The sequence below is a fragment of the Achromobacter sp. HZ01 genome (assembly GCF_003267925.1).
Classification (GTDB): Bacteria; Pseudomonadota; Gammaproteobacteria; order Burkholderiales; family Burkholderiaceae_B; genus Achromobacter; species Achromobacter pulmonis_A.
Map to the genome: position 1 here is coordinate 160,716 of NZ_LWKV01000005.1, position 20,957 is coordinate 181,672.

A 20,957-nucleotide genomic window follows, 5' to 3' on the forward strand; every position below is an offset into this window, starting at 1 on the left:
CCTTGCTTCCCTCGCGTTCGCTGGCGCGGCATCTGGTCATCCGGCTGATGCCGCCGATCCTGCTGCTGGTGCTGCTGGACCTGGCGGCGACCTGGGTCATCACCCACAAGATCGACATGTCGCTATGGATGCTGGAAGATTTCTTCTGGCTGATGGTGGTGGGGCAGATCGCGCTGATCGCCCTGTTCACCTGGGTGGTGGTGCAGGGCGTGCGGTCGGGGCTGCGCTCGGTGAACCACCTGTCCGAAGAAATCCGGCAGCGCTCCATCGACGATATGCAGCCGCTGGAAGTGGGCGGCGTGCCGGTGGAGATCGAACCGCTGGTCACCCATACCAACGACCTGCTGCTGCGCCTGGACGCCTCGCTGGCGGCGCAGCGGCGCTTCATCGGCCATGCCGCGCACCAGCTTCGCACCCCCTTGTCCGGCCTGCGGCTGGAATCCGAACTGATGCTGGCGCGGCCGCTGCCCGACGACGTGCGCGCCCGCGCCGAGCGCATCAAGGCCGTCAGCGACCGCATGATCCGGCTGGGCCAGCAGCTGCTGGTGCTGGCCCGCGCCGACCCCAATGCCCGCCCGCAGGACAGCTTCGTGCGCATCGACCTGTGCGAATGGGTGCGGGCGCACGGCGCCGAATGGTTTCCGCGGGTGCGCGAGGCGCACTATGAACTGGACCTGGTGGCGCCCGACGCGCCCATCTGGATCGACGCCGATCCCTTGCTGCTGGCCGAACTGCTGGGCAACCTGATCGACAACGCCCTGCGCTACGGCAACGCCACCGGCCGCATCACGCTGATCGTCGGCGCCAACCCGCCGTCGCTGACCGTCGAGGACGACGGTCCGGGCATACCGCCCGAGGAGCGCGACCGCGTGTTCGAGGCCTTCTACCGCTCGCCGACCGCCACGGCCGGCGGCTCCGGCCTGGGTCTGGCCATCGTGCGCGAGATCGCGCACGCGCACGGCGCCTGGTGGAAGCTCACCAGCCGCCCCGATTTTTCCGGCACGCGGCTGTCCGTCGTGTTTCCCGGCCCCCGCAAAGGGGCCCAACTCACTCGTCAAGAACCTACATCATGAGCCAGGATTCCGTCGGCGCAACCGCTCCCAATGGCGCACATCCCGGCGGCGCGCATGCGCCATCGTCGCGGGCCGCGCTGATACTGGGGGCGCTGGGCGTGGTGTACGGCGACATCGGCACCAGCCCGCTGTACACGCTGCGCGCCTGTCTCACGGGGCTGAGCGTGCATACCGACCTGGAGCCGGCGCACCTGCTGGGCGTGCTGTCCATCCTGTTCTGGATGCTGATGGTGGTGGTGTCGTTCAAGTACGTGACGCTGGTGCTGCGCGCCGACAACCGCGGCGAGGGCGGCACGCTGGCGCTGCTGGAGCTGGCGGTGCGGGCGCGCGAGGGCAAGCTGCGCTGGGTGCTGATCGTGCTGGGGATCTTCGGCGCCGCGCTGTTCTACGGCGACAGCATGATCACGCCCGCCATCTCGGTGCTGTCGGCGCTGGAGGGCATCGGCATCGTGTCGCACCAGCTCGACGACTGGGTCGTGCCGCTGGCGCTGGTGGTGCTGGTGGCGCTGTTCGTGATCCAGTCGCACGGCACCGGCGCGATGGGCAAGCTGTTCGGGCCGGTGATGCTGCTGTGGTTCGGCACGCTGGCCGCGCTGGGCGGCTGGCAGGTGTGGCAGACGCCCGAGGTGCTGGCCGCGCTCAACCCCATGTGGGGCCTGCGCTTCATCGTCGAATTCCCCTGGATCAGCTTCGTGCTGCTGGGCGCGGTGGTGCTGGCCCTGACCGGCGCCGAGGCGCTGTACGCCGACATGGGCCATTTCGGCCGCCCGGCGATCCGCCGCGCCTGGTTCAGCATGGTGCTGCCCGCGCTGACGCTGTGCTATTTCGGCCAGGGGGCGCTGCTGCTGCGCGATCCCAGCGCCATCCGCAATCCGTTCTTCATGATGGCGCCGGACTGGGGCCTGGCGCCGCTGGTGGCGCTGGCGACGGTCGCCACCATCGTGGCCTCGCAGGCGGTGATCTCCGGCGCCTATTCCGTGACCCGCCAGGCGGTGCAGCTCGGCTTCTGGCCGCGCATGCAGATCCTGCACACCTCGGCGGTCGAGAAAGGCCAGATCTACCTGCCGCAGGTCAACGCGCTGCTGCTGTGCGCGGTGCTGGTGCTGGTGCTGCTGTTCCAGAACTCCGACAACCTGGCCGCGGCCTACGGCTTTGCGGTGACCGGCACCATGCTGACCACGTCGGTGCTGGCCTTCGCGGTGCTGCCGCGCGGCAGCACGGGGCTCAAGCGCATGCTGTGGTTCACGGTGCTGGGCCTGCTGCTGCTGTTCGACGTGCTGCTGTTCTCGGCCAACGTGTTCAAGATCCACGAGGGCGGCTGGCTGCCGCTGGTGGTGGCCATCGTGGTGTTCACGCTGATGATGACCTGGCGCCGCGGCCGCCGGCTGCTGGCGGACATGCAGCAGCGCGACCGCCAGCCGCTCAAGGAGTTCATGGCCCAGCTCGAGGAATACCCGCCGTCGCGCGTGCCCGGCACCGCGATTTTCATGACCATGAATTCCGGCAACGTGCCGCCGGCGCTCTTGCACAACCTCAAGCACAACAAGGTGCTGCACGACCACGTGCTGTTCCTGACCATCCTGGTGGCCGACGTGCCCTACGTGTCGCAGGAAGAGCGCCTGAGCGTGCAGAAGATCAGCGCCTCCAGCTGGCAGGCCACCATCACCTACGGCTTCAAGGAAGATCCCGACGTGCCGGAAGGGCTGCGGCTGGTGGCCGAAGCCTATCCGGAGATCGACCTGGAGCCGATGCGCACCTCGTTCTTCCTGTCTCGCCAGACCGTGGTGGCGGCCAAGAAGCCGGCCCTGTGGCGCTGGCGCCGCGCGGTGTTCTCCTTCATGGCGCGCAATTCCACGCGCAGCACCAAGTTCTTCAAGATCCCCGCCAACCGCGTGGTGGAGATGGGGATGCAGGTGGAGTTGTAGGCCGGGATGCGCGCGGAACCCGCCCGCCGCCGCCGGACCAAAAAAAAACCCTCCGAAAAGTCCGGAGGGTTTTTTGTTTTGCCGGCTGGCGCCGATTACTTCTTCTTGGCGTCCTTCAGCTGGGGCAGGGAGGTGCCCGACGAGGCCAGCAGGCCGGTCTTCACGTAGGTGAACAGCTTCTCGCGCGTGTCGACGATGTCGAGGTTGCGCATGGTGAGCTGGCCGATGCGGTCGGCCGGGGTGAAGGGGGCGTTTTCCACCTTCTCCATGGACAGGCGCTCGGGCGCGTAGGTCAGGTTGGGCGATTCCGTGTTCAGCAGCGAGTAGTCGTTGCCGCGGCGCAGTTCGATGGTGACTTCGCCGGTGATGGCGCGCGCCACCCAGCGCTGGGCGGTTTCGCGCAGCATGATGGCTTGCGGGTCGAACCAGCGGCCCTGGTACAGCAGGCGGCCCAGCTTGCGGCCGCTTTCGCGGTACTGTTCGATGGTGTCTTCGTTGTGGATGCCGGTGACCAGGCGCTCGTAGGCGATGAAGAGCAGGGCCAGGCCCGGGGCCTCGTAGATGCCGCGGCTCTTGGCCTCGATGATGCGGTTTTCGATCTGGTCGCTCATGCCCAGGCCGTGGCGCCCGCCGATGCGGTTGGCTTCGAGCATCAGCTCGACCGGGTCGGCGTACTCCACGCCATTGAGGGCGACGGGCTGGCCTTCCTCGAAGCGCACCGTGACTTCCTCGGCCTTGACGGCCACGTCGTCGCGCCAGAAGGCCACGCCCATGATGGGCTTGACGATGCGGATGCCGGAGTTCAGGTGCTCCAGGTCCTTGGCTTCGTGGGTCGCGCCCAGCAGGTTGGAGTCGGTGGAATAGGCTTTCTCGGCCGACATCTTGTAGTCGAAACCGGCCTGGCGCATGTACTCCGACATTTCCGAACGGCCGCCGAGCTCGTCGATGAAGCGCTGGTCGAGCCAGGGCTTGTAGATCTTGAGGTCGGGGTTGGTCAGCAGGCCGTAGCGGTAGAAGCGCTCGATGTCGTTGCCCTTGAAGGTGCTGCCGTCGCCCCAGATGTTGACGTCGTCTTCCTTCATGGCGGCCACCAGCATGGTGCCGGTGACGGCGCGGCCGATGGGCGTGGTGTTGAAGTAGGTGATGCCGGCCGTCGAGATGTGGAACGCGCCCGATTGCAGGGCGGCGATGCCTTCGGCCACCAGCTGCGCGCGGCAGTCGATCAGGCGGGCCTTTTCGGCGCCGTAGGCCATGGCCTTGCGCGGGATTTCATCGTAGTCGGACTCATCGGGCTGGCCCAGGTTCGCCGTGTAGGCGTAGGGAACGACGCCGTTGTTGCGCATCCACAGGAGCGCTGCGCTGGTGTCGAGGCCGCCGGAAAAGGCGATGCCGACCTTCTGGCCGGTCGGAAGGTTCGGGAGGATAGTAGTCATTGTTCGAGATGAGACGCCAACAGGACTTGGACAGGCTTGGGCCGCAGCCGGCCGCCAGACAGAAGAATCTGGCGGCTAGTTTAACTCTTTTAACTCTTTTGGCCTGGCGCGCGCGGCGCGAACAGCGCCGCCACCCCGAGCTGGCGGATCAGCTGCGCGGTGGCGGCGGCCAGGCGCGTGGCCGGCCGGTGGCGGGCGCTGGCCAGCACCAGGTCGTTGGTGATCGTGGGACTGTGGATGTCGCACAGCGACAGCGCATGCTCGGCGGCCGGGCCGCTTGCGGCCGAACGCGGCAGGATGGCGTAGGCGTCGCCCTGGGCGGCCAGCTCGACGATGGTCTGCACGGCGTCGACCTCGACGGCGATCGTCAGGCGCACGCCCTGGGCGCGGCACACGCTCTCGACCAGCGTGCGGATGGCGTTGGGCAGGCTGGGCACCACCAGCGGATAGTCGCCCAGCCGCGCCACGGCCACGCGCGCCGGCAGGGGCGGGCGGTGGCCGGCCGCGGCCACCAGCACCAGGTCTTCGCGAAACAGCGATTCGTAGCCCAGCTGGGGCGAGGCGGCCGGATCGTAGAGCAGGGCCAGGTCGACCCGCCCGGCCAGCAGCCATTCGCGCACCTGGGCGCTCAGGCCTTCGGCCACGGCGATGGAGGCGTCGGGAAAATCGCGGCGGAAGGCCTGCACCAGCGGCGGCGTCAGCACCCGCGCGATGCGCGGCGGCAGGCCCACCACCACCTTGCCGGTGGGCGTTTCGCGCAGGCTTTGCAGGTCTTCCTTGGCGCGTTCGGCCAGGGTCAGCAGGGCGCGGGCGTGTTCCAGGAAGCGCAGCCCGGCCTCGGTGGGCTCGGCGCCGCGGCCGTTGCGATACAGCAGATGCTGGCCCAGCTCCAGTTCCAGCAGGCGGACCTGGCGGCTGAGCGTGGGCTGCGCCACGTCCAGCATTTCGGCCGCGCGCGAGAAGCTGCGCCTTTCGGCCACGCGCAGAAAGTACTCGATCTGCTTGAGATCCATGGATATGCCAAAAATCTATATCTGAAATCAAAGATATAGCATTGTTTGGCGGCCGGCAATTCACCACCATGAGGCTTTCCCACACAGGAAGCCGCCGTGCCCGATTGCCGTCCTCCGCTCGCCTCGCCGTCCCGCCCAAGCCATGCGCTGCCGCCGGGGGCCTGCGACGCGCATTGCCACGTGTTCGGGCCGGCCGCGGTGTTTCCGTATGCCGAGGGCCGTTCCTATACGCCGCCGGACGCGCCTTACGAGGCGATGGCGGCGCTGCATGCGCGCCTGGGCGTGGAGCGGGCGGTGCTGGTGCAGGCCAATTGCCACGGCGCGGACCACGGCGCGCTGCTGGACGCGCTGGCCCGCAGCGGCGGACGCTATCGCGGCGTCGCGCTGCTGGGCGCGCACGCCACCGGCGAGGAGGTGGCGCGCCTGCACGCGGCGGGCGTGCGCGCCGCCCGCTTCAACTTCGTGCCGCACCTGGGCGGCGCGCCCGACCCTGCCGTCTTCGACCATGTCGTGAAGCTGATCGCGCCGTTCGGCTGGCATCTCTGCCTGCATCTGGACGGGGCCATGTTGCCCGGCCTGCTGCCGCGCCTGACCGCGCTGCCGCTGCCCTTCGTGATCGACCACATGGGCCGGCTGAAGGCGGCCGACGGACTGGCGTCGCCGGCGATGCGGGCCATGCTGGCGCTGGCCGAGGTGCCGCAGGCCTGGGTCAAGGTGTCGGGCATAGACCGCATCGCCTCGGGCCGGCGGCCGTACGCCGAGGGCCTGCCCTTCGTGCGCGCGCTGGCCGAGGCCTTGCCCGATCGCTGCCTGTGGGGCACCGACTGGCCGCATCCCAACGTGGCCGGCGACATGCCCGACGACGGCGAGCTGGTGGACCTGCTGTTCCAGGCCTGCCCCGACGCGGCCTTGCGCCGGCGCATCCTGGTGGACAACCCGGCGCGGCTGTACGGATTCGAGCCGCCGCGCGAACGATAAGAAAATTCGACTCAAGGAGACATCATGTTCAAGAAAATACTGTGCGCGGGCCTGCTGGGCCTGGCGGCGCTGGGCGCGGCCCGGGCCGAGGGGCCGGTGCGCCTGGTCGTCGCGTTTCCGCCGGGCGGGCCGGTCGATCTGGTGGGCCGGGTGCTGGCCGAGCAGCTGGGCAAGGAGCTGGGCCAGCCGGTCATCGTGGAAAACCGCGCCGGCGCCAACGGCAATATCGCGGCGGCCTATGTGGCCAAGGCGCCGGCCGACGGCTCGGTGCTGTTCCTGACCAGCGTGGGCGCGGTCGCCATCAGCCCGGCGCTCTACAAGGACCTGCCGTACGACCCGGCGCGCGATTTCGCGCCGGTGTCCAAAGTGGTCAACAACGCCACGGTGTTCGTGGTGAACCCGTCCAATCCGGCGGCCGACGCGGCCGATTTCGTCAAGCGGTCGCAGGCCGCGACGCAGGCCGTGGCGATCGGCTCCTCGGGCATCGGCAGCATTCCGCACCTGACGCTGGAGATGTTTGCCGACGCCAGCCGCGCAAACGTCCTGCACGTGCCGTACAAAGGCGCCGCGCCGGTCATCAACGACGTGATGGGCAACCAGGTGGCGGGCTTCTTCGGCGACGTGCCCGGCCTGATCGGGCATATCCAGGGCGGCAAGCTCAAGGCGCTGGGAATCGCGGCGCCGACGCGCCATCCGCTGCTGCCGCAGGTCAGGACGCTGGCCGAGCAGGGCATCGCCGGGGTGGAGTCCAACAACTGGTATGGCCTGGTCGCGCCGGCCGCCACGCCGTCGGCCGTCATCGAGCGGCTGAACCAGGCCGTGCGCGCCGCGCTGGCGACGGAGAGCGTGCGCGCCCGGCTGGAGAAGTTCGGCGCCCAGCCCGCGCCCGGCACTCCGCAGGAACTGGCCGCGCTGATCGCGTCCGACCGCGAGAAATGGACCGCGCTGATCCAGCGCAAGAACATCCGTCCGGAGTGAAGCCATGAGCGCAAGCCGAGTCGCGCCCGTGGCGCCGGGCGCCCGTCCCGAACTGGCCGCGCTGGAGGCGCGCATCGCCGCCGCGCGCGGCCGCATTTCGCCGCTGTACCAGGTGCTGCTGAACAGCCCCGCCGTGGTCGAGGGCTGGGAGGCCATGCTGACGGCCATCCGCCAGAAGACCGCGCTGCCGCCGCGGCTGCGTGAGCTGATCATCCTGCGCGTGGCGACCCTGAACGGCGCGCCCTACGAGTTCGAGGCGCACGTGCCGCACGCGCTGGCCGGGGGCATGCCCCAGGCCCTGATCGACGCATTGCGCGAGGGGCCCGCGCCGGCCGGACTGCGCGGCCTGGAGCCGGGCGAGGCCGAGGTGCTGGCGCTGACCGACGCCATGACCCGCGATATCGAAGTGCCGGACGCCGTGTTCGCGCCGCTGCGCGCGCGCTGCGACGATACGCAGCTGGTCGAGCTGACGGCGACCGTCGCCGCCTACAACATGGTGTCGCGCTTTCTGGTGGCGCTACACGTCGGACATTGAAAAGGAGAGCAAGGTGCAGGAACAGGTGATTCTGGTCTCACTGGGCGCGCGCAGCGACGAGCCGCGCGCCCGCGAATTCATGCGCACGCTGACGCGGGGCCTGGCAGGCGTGCACGCCCGCGGCTATGCCGCCGTGGAAGAGGACGAGACCTACATCTATCTGCGCGGGCCGGCCGCCGTGCTGACCGAGGTCCGCGCCCGGCTGGCCGAACATTTCCCGGCGTTGCGCGTCCGCGTGCTGAATCGGACGCTGGAATTGGCCGGGGCGTCGGCGGGGCAGGACGCCCCGTGGCACTACATCGTCGAGACCGACGTGCGGCCCGAGGCCGAAGCGGACCTGAACGCCTGGTACGACCACGAGCATCTGCCGGGCCTGGCGGCGGTGCCGGGCACCGTGCGCGCGGTGCGTTACGAATGCCGCGACCAGCCCCCGCGCTATCTGGCCTGCTACGACCTGCACACGCGCGAGACCTTCGGCAGCCCGCCGTGGCTGGCCGTGCGCGCCAGCGACTGGAGCAGCCGCGTGCGGCCGTCGTTCATCAACACGCGCCGCACGATGTTCCGCAGGATTTTGTAGGATGGGTGCAGCGCGGCAGTTCCTGGGCAAGAACTCAAGTTCCCCGCGCGCGTAACCCATCGGCCGGCGCGAGCCGGCGCCCGATTACTCCACCTGCCCCAGCAGCAGGAACTCCATCAGCGCCTTCTGCACGTGCATGCGGTTTTCCGCTTCGTCCCAGACCACGCTTTGCGGGCCGTCGATGACTTCGCCGGTGACTTCCTCGCCGCGGTGGGCGGGCAGGCAGTGCATGAACACGGCCTGGGGATCGGCCACCGCCATCATGTCGGTGTCCACGCACCAGTCGGCGAAGGCGGCGCGGCGCTCTTCATTTTCGGCTTCATAGCCCATGCTGGTCCACACGTCGGTGGTGACGAGGTGGGCGCCCTTGCAGGCTTCCATGGGGTCCTTGAACTGGCGCAGCACCGTGGCCGGCGGCGTGCCGATGCGGGCGGCTTCGAGCTCGTAGCCGGCCGGCGTGGACACGTGCAGCGTGAAGCCCAGCATTTCGGCGGCCTGCAACCAGGTGTAGGCCATGTTGTTGGCGTCGCCCACCCAGGCCACGGTCTTGCCGGCGATCGAGCCGCGGTGCTCGATGTAGGTGAAGATGTCGGCCAGGATCTGGCAGGGATGGAATTCGTTGGTCAGGCCGTTGATCACGGGCACGCGCGAGTGCGAGGCGAAGCGCTCGATGCGGGTCTGCTCGAACGTGCGGATCATGACGATGTCGACCATGCGCGAAATCACGCGCGCGGTGTCCTCGATGGGCTCGGAGCGGCCCAGCTGTGAGTCGTTGGAGGTCAGGTTGATGACCGAGCCGCCCATCTGGTACATGCCGGCCTCGAAGGACACGCGGGTGCGCGTGCTGGCCTTTTCGAACACCATGGCCAGCGTGCGGTCGTGCAGCGGCATGTGGGGTTCGTAACGCTTGAACTTGTCCTTGATCAGCCGCGCGCGTTCCAGCACGTAGGCGATTTCGGCGGACGAGAAGTCCTTGAACTGCAGGAAGTGCCGCAGGGGGCCGTTTTGGGTCGTGGGAGGAGTCATGGTGATGTCGCAGGTCATTGGGCCCGGCCGGGCAAGGCCCGGGCGGGGCGTTGATTATGATTGTTCGGCCAGGAAATCCCGGATGAGGGGAACCAGGATGGCGACGATGCGGTCGGCCTCGTCCTGGTTGAGGATCAGCGGCGGCAGCATGCGGATGACGCGGTCGCGCGTGACGTTGATGAGCAGCCCGGCCTGCATGGCGCGCATGGCCAGCACGCCACAGGGGCGGGCCAGTTCGATGCCCAGCATCAGGCCGCGGCCGCGGATTTCGGTGACGCCGGGCGTGCCGGCAAGCTCGCGGGCCAGGGCGTCTTTCAGGTGGGCGCCCACGGTGTGGGCGTTTTCTAGCAGGTTTTCGGATTCCAGGGCGTCCAGCACCGCCAGCCCGGCCGCGCACACCAGCGGGCCGCCGCCGAAAGTGGTGCCGTGGGTGCCCGGGGTGAGCACGCCGGCGGCGGGCCCGGCGGCCAGCATGGCGCCGATGGGCACCCCGCCGGCCAGGCCCTTGGCCAGGGTCATCACGTCGGGCCGGATGTCGGCCCACTGGTGGGCGAACCACTTGCCGGTGCGGCCGATGCCGGACTGGACTTCGTCGATCATCAGCAGCCAGCCGCGCTCCGTGCACAGCCGGCGCAATGCCTGCAGGTAGGCGATGTCGGACGGGCGGATGCCGCCTTCGCCCTGCAGCACTTCCAGCAGCACCGCCACCGTGCGCGGTTCGGCGTCGCCGGCGGCGCGCACCGCGTCGAGCTGGTTGTACGGCACCTGGATGAAGCCTTCGGGCAGGGGGCCGAAACCCTTGCGCGCCTTGTCGCTGCCGGTGGCCGCCAGCGTGCCCAGCGTGCGCCCGTGCCAGGACGAGTCCATGGTGATGATGTGGGCATGCGAGTTGCCGCGCTGGTAGGCGTAGTAGCGGGCCAGCTTGATCGCGGCCTCGTTGGCCTCGGAGCCGCTGTTGTTGAAGGCCACTTCCTGCATGCCGGACAGTTCGGCCAGGCGGGCCGCCAGCGCGGTCTGCTGCGGGATTTCGTAGATATTCGAGGTATGGATGAGGCGGGCGGCCTGCCCGGCGATCGCGGCCACCAGCGCGGGGTGGGCATGGCCCAGGCAGGACACGCCGATCCCGGCCAGCGCATCCAGGTACTTGCGGCCCTCGGCGTCCCACAGCCAGACGCCCTGGCCGTGCGTGAACGATACCGGCAGCCGGGCATAGATGTTGGCCAGAGGCGAGGTCATTGCGGATCCTCCTGGGTAAGGCGGGGCGATTCGAGGGGCAGGTGGGCGCAAGTCGGGGTCGACTCGCGACCGAGCTTGCGGCCGGCCTTCCAAAACCCGCCTTTCTCCTGGGAAATCGGCGTTTTAAGGAGGGCAAAGGATCAATCATATACAATTCGCGGCGCAGGGCGCATGTTTGATCACGCCGAAGATCCGGCTTTCGTGAAGGGCGCGCTGTAGTGAAGAACTCATGGCAACTCGCGTCAGACAATTCGTAATTCATGGCGTTACCGAAAGCGGTAGCCGCTTCCGCCCCAGCGACTGGGCGGAACGGCTCGCCGGCGTAATGGCACAATTCCGCCCCGCCGGCTGTGCCGGTAACCACCTCACTTATTCGCCCTATGTGCTGCCGGTCGTGATCGACGGCGTGCGCGGGATCGTGGTCGACCAGCGGCTGCGCGACCTGGAGCCGCTGGCGTACAAGTTCGTGGTGGATTTCGCCCACGACAACAAGCTCAAGACCGAAGAACGCGAAATCTAGGTCCCCACACCAAAAAAGCGCCCCAGACCGGGCGCTTTTTCATTGGGCCGCCCGCGTTCAGGCGCCGTAGCGGTCGAGGATCTTGCGGATATCGCGCTCTTCCGGGGCCGCGCTCAGCAGCGCGCGGGCGGTGACGGCCTCCAGGTGGTGCTCCAGCAGGCGCAGCACCCGCCGTTCGTCGCGCGCGCGCAGGCCGGCCACGATTTCGCGGTGCTCGCTCACCGCGCATTCGCTCGAATGCGGCCGGCCGTAGAGGGCCAGGATCAGCGAGCAGCGCGACACGGTCTCGTTGACGTAGCGCGCAAATACGGCATTGCCCGACAGCTCGGCCATCAGGATGTGGAATTCGCCCGAGAGGCGGATCGATTCGTTGATGCTGCGCCCGCGGGCTGCTTCTTCCAGCGCCAGGTGGCGCTCCAGCCGCGCCAGGCCGGCCTCGTCGATGTGTTGCAGCAGCCGGCGGGCGACGTCGCGCTCCAGGCAGCGGCGCGCCTCGAAGATGTCGTGCGCCTCTTCCAGGCTGGGGCGCGCCACCGCGGCCCCGCGGTTGGGGCGCAGGTCCACCAGCCCTTCGCTGAACAGGCGCGTCAGCACGCCGCGCACGATGGTCCGGCTGACGCCGTAACGTTCGCCGATGATGTCCTCGGGCAGCTTGTCGCCCGGCAGCAGCGCCTGCTCGATAATGGCCCGGCGCAAATTTTTGTATACGATTTCGTTGCGATTGGCGGGGGCGTCTGCCGGCGCGGGGGAGGTCATGGTGGGGTCGGCTCCTGGGCCGGCAACGCGGGCCGGCCCGGAAAGAATACTACAACGGCGGATCAGGGTTAGCGATAGCTGGCTGCGGCAGTGCCAGGCTATACATCGCCGTCCAAAAATCGTATACATTTATTTATACAAAAACTCAGGCCCGATCATGTCCGCAGTCCCCGATACCGCCACCCCGCCAGCCGTCGCGCCCCGCCGGCTGCTGGTGGTCAACGGCAACACCACCGCCGACCTCACCGCCAGCCTGGCCGGCCAGGCCCGCGCCTTCCTGGGCGAGGCCGCCCAGGTCCACGCCGTCACGGTCGGATTCGGCCCCGCCTACATCGCCAGCCGGGCCGAGGCGGCCATCTCCGCCCACGCCGTGCTCGAAACCGTGGAACGCCAGTTCGCCCAGGCCGCGCAGCCGTTCCATGCCTGCGTGCTCGCCTGTTTCGGCGAACCCGGCATCGGCGCGGTGCGCGAGCGCGTGGACGTGCCCGTGGTGGGCATGGCCGAGGCCTCCATCATGAGCGCCATGCAGCGCGGCGACCGCTACGCCATCGTGACGGTGGGCCAGCGCTGGCCCGCCATGCTGCGCGAGCAGATCCGCCAGCTGGGCGTGGAGGCGCGCTGCGCGGGCATCCTGGCCCTGCCGGGCCATGCCCTGGATTACGCGTCGCGCACGCCGCAGTCGGCGCAGCGGGTCAGCCAGGCGCTGGACGCCGCGGTGGAGCAGGGCGCCGACGTGGTCATCGTGGCCGGCGCCGCGCTGGCCGGCTACCTGCCCGGCCTGCCGCGCCAGCCGCAAGTCCCCATCATCGACTCCTACCGCGCCGCGCTGGCGCAGGCGCTGGCCCTGGCGTCCCTGGAACGGAAGTAGAACCATGCAGAACGCCACCCTGTTTACCCGCGTCCGCCCCGCCGGCGGCGAGATGACTTCCGTGCTGGTGCGCGACGGCCGCATCCACGCCCTGGGCGGCCCCGCCCCGCAGGGCGTGCCCGTCGTCGATGGCGGCGGCGCGCTGCTGCTGCCCGGCCTGATCGACGCCCACGCGCACCTGGACAAGACCCTGTACGGCATGCCCTGGTACCGCAACGAGGTGGGTCCGCGCCTGATCGACCGCATCGAAAACGAACGCGCCGCAAGGCGCGAACTGGGCCTGGACCCCTGTCGCCAGGCCGCCCGCCAGATCGTGATGTCGATCGCCGACGGCACCAGCCACATCCGCTCGCACGTGGACGTGGACACCGACCTCGGGCTGGCCGCCATCGAAGGCGTGATGCGCGCCCGCGAGCAGTACCGCGACGCCATCGACGTGGAAATCGTCGCCTTCCCGCAAAGCGGCCTGCTGATCCGCCCCGGCACGCTGGAGCTCATGGACGAGGCGCTGCGCATGGGCGCCGAGGTGGTGGGCGGGCTGGACCCCGCAGGCATGGACCGCGACCCCAAGGGCCATCTGGATGCGCTCTTCGGCCTGGCCGAAAGGCACGGCAAACCCATAGACATCCACCTGCACGAAGCCGCCGAACTCGGCGCCTTCACCATGCAACTGACCATAGACCGCGTGCTGGCGCTGGGCATGCAAGGCAAGGTCACGCTGTCGCACGCCTTCTGCCTGGGCATGCCCGACACCCAGGCCGTGCAGGCCCTGGCCAACGGCCTGCTGGAAGCCGGCATCCGCATCGTCACCACCGGCTCGGCCTCGCGCCCCGTCCCCAGCGTCGCCCGCCTGCACGCCGCCGGCGTCACGGTAGGCACCGGCAACGACGGCATGCGCGACACCTGGGGCCCCTACGGCAAGCCCGACATGCTGGAACGCGCCATGCTCCTGGGCCTGCGCAACAACTTCCGCCGCGACGACGAACTCGAACTGGCCCTGCACACCGCCACCTACGGCAACGCCCGCGTGATGGGGCTGAAAGACTACGGCCTGGCCCCGGGCTGTCACGCCGATTTCGTGCTGGTGGACGCCGAAACCGTACCCGAAGCCATCGTGGCCCGCCCACAACGCAAACTGGTCGTAAAGCGCGGCCAAATCGTCGCCCGAGACGGTCAGGCGCTAGCCAAGGCGCCGTAGACAAAAAGGCCGGCCCTAAAAAACAAGGCCGGCCAGAAAATCACTTTAGCGATTCATGAAATCACGAGTGTGATTAAAGCCATCACTTGGCGTACACCAGATCCCGTAATCCCAGCGACAGCCCCGGCCAGTAAGTAATCACGAGCAGGCAGACCACCACCACCCCCACGAACGGAATCAACGGCTTGATCAACCGTTCGAGAGGCAGCTTGGCCACCGCGCACGCCGCAAACAGATTCACCCCGAACGGCGGGGTAATCATCCCCAGCGCCAGGTTCACCACCATGATCACCCCGAAGTGCACCGGCTCCACCCCGAACTTCAGCGCCACCGGCAGCAAGAGCGGCGCCAGCACCACGATGGACGCCGAGGTCTCGATGAACATGCCGATCAGGAACAGCGCCGCATTCATGCCCATCAGGAACGTGAACTTGGTGTCGAAGATCTGCGCCAGCCACACGCCCAGCGCGTCCGGGATCCCGGCGCGGTTCAGCAGGAAGCTGAAGACGCCCGCATTGGCGATCACGAACATGATCACCGCCGTCGACACCACCGACTTGTGCAGCGTCTGCGACAACTGCCTGAAAGTCAGCCGGCGGTAGATGAACTTGCCCACCACCACCGCGTACATCACCGCCACCACCGACGCCTCCGTCGGCGTGAAGATCCCGCCGTAGATGCCGCCCAGGATGATGACCGGCATCAGCAGCGCCAGCCACGCGTTCTTGAACGCCGGCCACAGCGGCAGGCGGCCTTCGCCGTCGCGCTTGCCCAGGCCGTTGCGCTTGGCGTAGAGCCACACGTAGAGCATCAGCGCCGCGCCGATCAGCACGCCCGGCATCACGCCAGCGATGAACAGCTCGCCGGTCGAGGTGTCGGTGGACACCGCGAACAGAATCATCGGAATCGACGGCGGAATGATCACGCCCAGCTCGGCCGCGCTGGCCTGCAGCGACGCGGCGAAGGGCGCGGGATAGCCGTGCCGGATCATGGCCGGAATCAGGATCGCGCCGACGGCGAAGGTGGTGGCCACGCTGGAGCCGGCCACGGCGGCGAAGATCATGCAGGTCAGCACGCAGGTGCAGGCCAGCCCGCCCTGGATGCCGCCCACCACGCTCTTGGCGAACTCCACCATGCGTTCGGAAATGCCGCCGGCTTCCATCAGGTTGCCGGCCAGGATGAAGAAGGGGATCGCGACGAGCGGGTACTTGTCCAGCGCGGCGAACAATTGCTGGGCCACCACCAGCCAGGGCAGGTTGGCGGCGCCGACTCCCGCCAGGCTGGCCAGGCCGATCGACACGGCGACCGGCACGGACAGCCCGAAGAAAATCAGCATCGAGACAATCATGAGTTGGGACATAACGATATCTGCGCTTGTGTTCTATGGAGGGCTCAGCCTTGGGCGTCGTTGCGCACCGGCACGTCGTCTTCCTCGCCGGCGCACCAGCGGGCCAGCACGGCGATGGCGGCGAGCGTCGCGCCCACCGGAATGGCCAGGTAGATCCAGGAGATCGAAATGTCCAGGCTGGGTACGGTCTGGAAGCGCACGCGGTAGGTCATGTTGCCGCCGATCCAGGCCAGAAAGCCCAGGAAGCCGGCGCAGATCAGGCCGATGACCGCTTCGAGCGCGCGGCGGCGGGCGCCGCCCAGCATGTTGCGCAGCAGTTCCACGCTGATCATGGCGCCGTGGCGGAAGGCCAGCGCCACGCCCAGCAGCACGGTCCAGATCAGGAGGGCGCGGGTCAGCACCTCGCTCCAGTCGGCGGGCGATTGCAGCACGAAGCGGGCGATCACTTGATAGAAGGCGGCGGCCGCGGCGGCCACCAGCAGAAGTTGGGCGAAGACCGAGACCAGCTTGAACAGGCCGCGGTCGAGAGCGCGAAGCAAACGCATGATGTATCCCGTTGGCGAGGTACGCGAAGGGTGGGGGACGAAAAACGGCGGGACCGCGATCCCGCCGCCTGGGACGAAACGCCCCGGGTAGGGGCGGGTCCCGATCTTCCTACTGATTACTTGGTGTCGCGGATCGCTTCGATCAGCTTCTTGTCGAACTTCTTGTAGTACTCGGGGTAGGCCGGCTCGACGGCGGCGGCGAAGGCGGCGCGGTCGACCTCGCTGACCTGCATGCCTTCCTTCTTCAGCTGCTCCACGCCGGTCTTCTCGATGTTGTCGACGTAGGCGCGCATGGCCTGGGCCGATTCCTTGCCGGCGCGGTCGAAATTGGCCTTGTCGGCGGCCGACAGGCCTTCATAGACGTTGGCCGACATCAGCACCAGGGCCGGGCCGTACACGTGGCCGGTCAGCGACAGGTACTTCTGCATCTGCGACAGCTTGGCCGAGGTGATCACCGACAGCGGGTTCTCCTGGCCGTCGATGGTGCCCTGCTGCAGGGCGGTGGCCACTTCGGGCCAGGCCATGGGCGTGGGCAGGATGCCGATCTGGCGGAAGGCCGTGATGTGGATCGGGTTCTCGGTGGTGCGGATCTTCAGGCCCTTGGCGTCGGCCGGGGTCTTGACCGGGCGCACGTTGTTGGTCAGGTGGCGAAAGCCCTGCTCGCCCCAGGCCAGGGCGATGATGCCGCGGCCGGGGAACTTTGCCAGCATGTCCTGGCCTATCTTGCTGTCGAGCACTTTACGGGCATGGTCCAGGTCGCGCAGCAGGAAGGGAATGTCGAAGACCCCGGTTTCGGGCACGAAATTCAGGGTGGCCCCCGTCGAAACGATGGCCAGGTCGATCGTGCCGATCTGCAGGCCTTCGATGACTTCGCGTTCGCCGCCCAGCGCGCTGTTGGCGAACTGCTGCACCTTGAACTTGCCGTTGGTGGACGCCTCGATGGACTTGGCCATGGCGTCGGCGCCGGCGCCGTAGTGCGACGACGTGGACAGCGCATAGGCCATCTTCAGGGTGGTCTGGGCCACGGAGGGCAGGGAGGTGGCGGCCGCGCAGGCGGCCAGAATCGTGGCGGCAAGCCAGGATTTACGCATAATCTTCTCCAGGGGTGAGACTTTGATCTTTGTATTTTGGGGGCGGCACAGCCTCCCGCCCCGGGATGATATCGGGATTCGGCCCCGATCTTGGCCGTTGGTTAACATTGCGGAATGATGGATTTCCCTGATATGTCGCGGGCCGGGCGCCCGGGTTTCTGGTCCACCCTGCGCCTGGGCGCCCGCATGATGATGCGCGACGCCCGGGCCGGCGAGCTGCGCCTGCTGGTGCTGGCGCTGGTCGTGGCGGTGGCCGCGGTGACCAGCGTGGGCTTCCTGGCAGACCGGGTCGGCCGCGCGCTGGAGCGCGATGCGGGGCAGATGCTGGGCGCCGACCTGGTGCTGGACGCCGACGAGCCGGTGCCGCCCGCCTTCCTGGAGGAGGCCCGCGGGCGCGGCCTGGCGGTCTCCAGCACCTGGCAGTTCCCGTCCATGGTGGGCGCCGGCGACGGCGCGCAGCTGGCCGCGCTCAAGGCGGTCGAGCCGGGCTATCCGCTGCGCGGGGCGCTGCGGGTGGCCGATGCGCCGTTCGCGCCCGACGCGACCACGCGCGAGATCCCGCCCGAAGGCGCGGTGTGGGTCGACGCGCAGCTGCTGGCCCTGCTGGACCTGAAAGTGGGCGACAGCCTGAACGTGGGCGACGCCCGGCTGCGCGTGGACCGCGTGATCACCTATGAACCCGACCGCGGCATGCAGTTCGTGAACGTGGCGCCGCGGGTGCTGCTGCGGGCCAGCGACCTGCCGGCCACCGGCCTGATCGCGCCGGGCAGCCGCATCGGCTATGCCTTGCTGGTCGCCGGCCAGCCCGACGCCGTGGCCGGCTATTCGGCCTGGCTCAAGCAGAACCTCAAGCGCGGCCAGAAGCTGGCCACGCTGGAATCCGGCCGTCCGGAAGTGCGCCGCACGCTGGACCGGGCGCAGCGCTTCCTGTCGCTGGTGGCGCTCCTGGCGGTGCTGATCTCGGCGGTGGCCGTGGCGCTGGCGGCCGGGCGCTACATGGCGCGCCATCGCGACGGCGTGGCGGTGATGCGCTGCCTGGGCGCGCAGCAGTCGCAGGTCGCGCGCATGCTGACGCTGGAGTTCACCCTGGTGGGCCTGTTCTCGTCGGCGGCGGGCTGTCTGCTGGGCTTCGCGGCGCACCAGGTGCTGGTCGTGCTGCTGGGATCGCTGATCGACACGGCCTTGCCGGCGCCCTCGGCGATTCCGGCGCTGCAGGGGCTGTTGACCGGCCTGCTGCTGTTGCTGGGCTTCGCCTTGCCCGCGCTGGCCCAGTTGCGCCACGTGCCGCCGGCCCGCGTGCTGCGGCGCGACGCCGACGCGCTCAGCGCGCGCAGCGCCCTGGGCTACGTGCTCGGCGCCGCCGGCTTCGCGCTGCTGATCTGGTGGTTCGCCGGCGACGCCAAGCTGGGCGCGGTGGTGGCCGGGGGCTTTCTGGGCGCGTTCGCGGTGTTCGCGCTGGTGGCTTGGCTCTGCATCCTGGGCCTGGCGCGGGTGCGCCGGCTGGCCGCCGGCCTGCCGGCGCTGCGTTTCGCGCTGGCCGGGGTGGTGCGGCGGCGCGCCGCCACCATCACCCAGGTGTGCGCGCTGGCGGTGGGCCTGATGGCGCTCCTGCTCCTGACCATGACGCGCACCGACCTGATCCAGGGCTGGCAGCGGACCCTGCCGCCCGACGCGCCCAACCGCTTCCTGATCAACGTGCAGCCCGACCAGCGCCAGGCCGTGACGGACGCGCTCACGCGCGCGGGGCTGGGCCGCATCGCGCTGGCGCCCATGGTGCGCGGCCGGCTCATCGCCATCAACGGCAAGCCGGTCGGTCCGGACGACTACGAGGAACCGCGCGCCAAGCGGCTGGTGGACCGCGAGTTCAATCTTTCCTATGGCGAGACGCTGCCCGCGTCCAACCGGATCGAGGCCGGCCGCTGGCTGGCGCCCGGCTCGGCCGAGGTCTCGCTCGAATCCGGGCTGGCCAGGACGCTGGGCATCGCGCTGGGCGACAAGATGACCTTCGACGTGGCCGGCCAGCAGGTCGACGTGGACGTCTCCAGCATCCGCCGGGTGGACTGGGATACGATGCGGGTGAATTTCTTCGCCATCCTGACCCCCGCCGCGCTGGCCGACATGCCCCAAAGCTGGATCACTTCTTTCTACCTGCCGCCCGAAAAGGCCTCGGTGCTGCCCGAGCTGGTGAAGGAATTCCCCAACCTGACGGTGTTCGACGTGGGCGCCATCCTGCAGCAATTGCAGTCCGTGCTGAACGAAGTGGGCCGCGCGGTGCAGCTGCTGTTCCTGTTCACGCTGGCCGCGGGCGTGCTGGTGCTGTCGGCGGCGCTGACCGCCACGCGCGACGAGCGCATGCGCGAGGCCGCGGTGCTGCGCGCGCTGGGCGCCACCCGCAGCCAGCTGGCGCGCTCGCAGCGCATCGAATTGTGGGCCGTGGGCGGCCTGGCCGGCCTGCTGGCGGCCGCCGGCGCCACGGCCATCGCTTGGGCTTTGTCAACCCAGGTATTCGATTTCACGATTACGCTTAGCCTCTGGCCGTGGCTGGCGGGCATCGTCGCGGGCATGCTCGGCGCCTGGGCGGGCGGCGCGCTTGCCCTGCGCGGCGTCCTGCGCACGCCGCCCCTGGTCACCCTCCGAGAAACCTGATGACGTCTTCCGTCCAATCCATTACCGAACCCGTGGAAAACTCTTCCCACAGCATTTTCGACCTGCTAGGCGGCGAGGCCGGCGTGCGCGCCCTCGTCGATCGTTTCTATGACCTGATGGACATGGAACCCGACCTGAAGGAGTTGCGCGCCGCCCACGGCCCCAGCCTGGACAGCGCGCGCGACAAACTGTTCTGGTTTCTTTGCGGCTACTTCGGCGGCCCGGACCACTACATCGAGCGCTTCGGCCATCCGCGGCTGCGCGCCCGCCACCTGCCGTTCTCGATCGGCGAGGCCGAGCGCGATCAGTGGGTGACCTGCATCGGCCGCGCCATGCAGGACCGCGACATCGAGCCCGCCCTGGTGGACCGGCTGCTGCAGTCGTTCTACGGCGTGGCCGACTGGATGCGCAACCGTGAAGGCTGAGGCCGCCGCCCGCCGCCAGTCCTGGCCGGGCCCGCTGGCCGGCGCCATGCTGTCCGACGCCGCGCGCCTGCCGGACGCCGGTCCGGAGCTGTTCAACCCCGGCCATTACGGCGAACAGGCCCGCCCGGTCGACGCCGGCGGACGCCAGGCGGCCTGGTTCGTCCAGGGCCCGGGCTGGCAAGGCGTGCTGCGGCGCTACCGCCGCGGCGGCATGATCGCCCGCATCAGCCGCGACGCCTATCTGTGGAACGGCGAGGACCGCACCCGCAGTTTCCGCGAATTCCGCCTGCTGGCCGCCATGCGCGCCCAGGGCCTGGCGGTGCCGGCGCCGCTGGCCGCCGCGTATTGGCGGCAGGGCCCGGTCTACCGCGCCGCCATCGTGGTCGAGCGCATACCCGGCGTGCGGCCGCTGGCCCAGGCGCTGGCCGAACCCCTCTGGCAGCCGGCGGCCGAGGCCATCGTGCGCATGCACCGGGCCGGCGTCTGGCACGCCGATCTCAACGCCTTCAATATCCTGGTGGGCAGCGACGGCCAGGTCTGGCTGATCGATTTCGATCGCGGCACGCAGGGCACGCTGTCGGAGCGGCAGCGCCAGGGCAACCTGGAGCGCCTGCGCCGCTCGCTGCGCAAAGTCGCGGGCGAGGACGGCGAACGCTTCTGGCTGCGCCTGCGCGACAGCTACTGGACCGCTTGGGGCGTGGGCATCCAGCCCTGAGGCCGCCGGACCGATCCCCCGGCAAAGTTGGGCAGGCGATCGCTAAAAAGCTTTATCATTTCGCCTTTTAG

20 protein-coding genes are annotated in these 20,957 nt (G+C 69.0%); 12 read left to right on the top strand and 8 right to left on the bottom strand.

What is annotated here, in order from left to right; genetic code table 11:
- The first annotated feature begins 47 nt into the window (after positions 1 to 47).
- Positions 48 to 1,073: a HAMP domain-containing sensor histidine kinase gene (locus A6B37_RS23495; RefSeq protein WP_168202312.1), complete on the top strand. Its 1,026-nt coding sequence runs from the start codon at positions 48 to 50 to the stop codon at positions 1,071 to 1,073.
- Positions 1,070 to 2,998, top strand: coding sequence for a potassium transporter Kup (locus A6B37_RS23500; RefSeq protein ID WP_102774622.1), 1,929 nt, complete (start codon positions 1,070 to 1,072; stop codon positions 2,996 to 2,998). Before A6B37_RS23495 ends, A6B37_RS23500 begins: the two co-directional genes overlap by 4 nt.
- A gap of 95 nt (positions 2,999 to 3,093) precedes the next feature.
- Here A6B37_RS23500 and argG read toward each other — a convergent pair whose 3' ends face one another.
- Complete coding sequence (gene argG, locus A6B37_RS23505) at positions 3,094 to 4,431, bottom strand: argininosuccinate synthase (RefSeq protein ID WP_102774621.1); 1,338 nt, start codon at positions 4,429 to 4,431, stop codon at positions 3,094 to 3,096.
- Positions 4,432 to 4,520: 89 nt separating this feature from the next.
- A complete protein-coding gene (locus A6B37_RS23510) occupies positions 4,521 to 5,444 on the bottom strand; it encodes a LysR family transcriptional regulator (protein WP_102774620.1) in 924 nt (307 codons plus the stop codon).
- Positions 5,445 to 5,540: 96 nt separating this feature from the next.
- Here A6B37_RS23510 and A6B37_RS23515 point away from each other — a divergent pair, with 96 nt between their 5' ends.
- The 4 genes from A6B37_RS23515 to A6B37_RS23530 are packed head-to-tail and all read left to right on the top strand — an operon-like array spanning position 5,541 to position 8,512.
- Positions 5,541 to 6,422 (top strand): amidohydrolase family protein, encoded by an 882-nt coding sequence (locus A6B37_RS23515; RefSeq protein ID WP_111827047.1) that lies wholly within the window; start codon positions 5,541 to 5,543, stop codon positions 6,420 to 6,422.
- 24 nt (positions 6,423 to 6,446) lie between these two features.
- On the top strand, positions 6,447 to 7,400 hold the full coding sequence (locus A6B37_RS23520) for a tripartite tricarboxylate transporter substrate-binding protein (RefSeq protein ID WP_111827048.1): 954 nt from the start codon (positions 6,447 to 6,449) through the stop codon (positions 7,398 to 7,400).
- Positions 7,401 to 7,404: 4 nt separating this feature from the next.
- Complete coding sequence (locus A6B37_RS23525; RefSeq protein ID WP_111827049.1) at positions 7,405 to 7,935, top strand: carboxymuconolactone decarboxylase family protein; 531 nt, start codon at positions 7,405 to 7,407, stop codon at positions 7,933 to 7,935.
- Between the two features lie 13 nt (positions 7,936 to 7,948).
- A complete protein-coding gene (locus A6B37_RS23530; RefSeq protein ID WP_111827050.1) occupies positions 7,949 to 8,512 on the top strand; it encodes a DUF4286 family protein in 564 nt (187 codons plus the stop codon).
- 84 nt (positions 8,513 to 8,596) lie between these two features.
- On the opposite strand, the gene argF is transcribed toward A6B37_RS23530, so the two are convergent.
- Positions 8,597 to 9,538: an ornithine carbamoyltransferase gene (argF, locus tag A6B37_RS23535; protein ID WP_102774936.1), complete on the bottom strand. Its 942-nt coding sequence runs from the start codon at positions 9,536 to 9,538 to the stop codon at positions 8,597 to 8,599.
- 54 nt (positions 9,539 to 9,592) lie between these two features.
- The gene (locus A6B37_RS23540; protein WP_102774615.1) at positions 9,593 to 10,774 is read right to left on the bottom strand and encodes an aspartate aminotransferase family protein; all 1,182 of its coding nucleotides are present in this window, start codon (positions 10,772 to 10,774) and stop codon (positions 9,593 to 9,595) included.
- 229 nt (positions 10,775 to 11,003) lie between these two features.
- On the opposite strand from A6B37_RS23540, the gene A6B37_RS23545 reads away from it, so the two are divergent.
- Positions 11,004 to 11,294, top strand: a complete 291-nt coding sequence (locus A6B37_RS23545; RefSeq protein ID WP_102774614.1) for a DUF3579 domain-containing protein — start codon at positions 11,004 to 11,006, stop codon at positions 11,292 to 11,294.
- A 57-nt stretch (positions 11,295 to 11,351) separates the two neighbouring features.
- Here the strand turns inward: A6B37_RS23545 and A6B37_RS23550 are convergent, their stop codons facing one another.
- Positions 11,352 to 11,990 (bottom strand): GntR family transcriptional regulator, encoded by a 639-nt coding sequence (locus tag A6B37_RS23550; protein ID WP_246842552.1) that lies wholly within the window; start codon positions 11,988 to 11,990, stop codon positions 11,352 to 11,354.
- 217 nt (positions 11,991 to 12,207) lie between these two features.
- On the opposite strand from A6B37_RS23550, the gene A6B37_RS23555 reads away from it, so the two are divergent.
- Entirely contained in the window at positions 12,208 to 12,918 is a 711-nt protein-coding gene (locus tag A6B37_RS23555) for an aspartate/glutamate racemase family protein (protein ID WP_111827052.1), read from the top strand.
- Positions 12,919 to 12,922: 4 nt separating this feature from the next.
- Entirely contained in the window at positions 12,923 to 14,116 is a 1,194-nt protein-coding gene (locus A6B37_RS23560; protein ID WP_111827053.1) for an amidohydrolase family protein, read from the top strand.
- Between the two features lie 82 nt (positions 14,117 to 14,198).
- Here the strand turns inward: A6B37_RS23560 and A6B37_RS23565 are convergent, their stop codons facing one another.
- From A6B37_RS23565 to A6B37_RS23575, 3 genes are all read right to left on the bottom strand, one after another.
- Complete coding sequence (locus A6B37_RS23565; protein WP_102774610.1) at positions 14,199 to 15,476, bottom strand: TRAP transporter large permease; 1,278 nt, start codon at positions 15,474 to 15,476, stop codon at positions 14,199 to 14,201.
- A 32-nt stretch (positions 15,477 to 15,508) separates the two neighbouring features.
- Complete coding sequence (locus tag A6B37_RS23570; protein WP_102774609.1) at positions 15,509 to 16,009, bottom strand: TRAP transporter small permease; 501 nt, start codon at positions 16,007 to 16,009, stop codon at positions 15,509 to 15,511.
- Positions 16,010 to 16,125: 116 nt separating this feature from the next.
- Positions 16,126 to 17,100, bottom strand: a complete 975-nt coding sequence (locus A6B37_RS23575; RefSeq protein ID WP_111827054.1) for a TRAP transporter substrate-binding protein — start codon at positions 17,098 to 17,100, stop codon at positions 16,126 to 16,128.
- Between the two features lie 114 nt (positions 17,101 to 17,214).
- Between A6B37_RS23575 and A6B37_RS23580 the strand changes: the two genes are divergently transcribed.
- The 3 genes from A6B37_RS23580 to A6B37_RS23590 are packed head-to-tail and all read left to right on the top strand — an operon-like array spanning position 17,215 to position 20,886.
- The gene (locus A6B37_RS23580) at positions 17,215 to 19,746 is read left to right on the top strand and encodes an FtsX-like permease family protein (RefSeq protein WP_111827055.1); all 2,532 of its coding nucleotides are present in this window, start codon (positions 17,215 to 17,217) and stop codon (positions 19,744 to 19,746) included.
- Complete coding sequence (locus A6B37_RS23585; RefSeq protein WP_168202307.1) at positions 19,746 to 20,171, top strand: group II truncated hemoglobin; 426 nt, start codon at positions 19,746 to 19,748, stop codon at positions 20,169 to 20,171. Before A6B37_RS23580 ends, A6B37_RS23585 begins: the two co-directional genes overlap by 1 nt.
- The gene (locus A6B37_RS23590) at positions 20,161 to 20,886 is read left to right on the top strand and encodes a 3-deoxy-D-manno-octulosonic acid kinase (RefSeq protein ID WP_111827056.1); all 726 of its coding nucleotides are present in this window, start codon (positions 20,161 to 20,163) and stop codon (positions 20,884 to 20,886) included. The genes A6B37_RS23585 and A6B37_RS23590 overlap by 11 nt, the downstream gene beginning before the upstream one ends.
- The last annotated feature ends 71 nt before the right edge of the window (positions 20,887 to 20,957 follow it).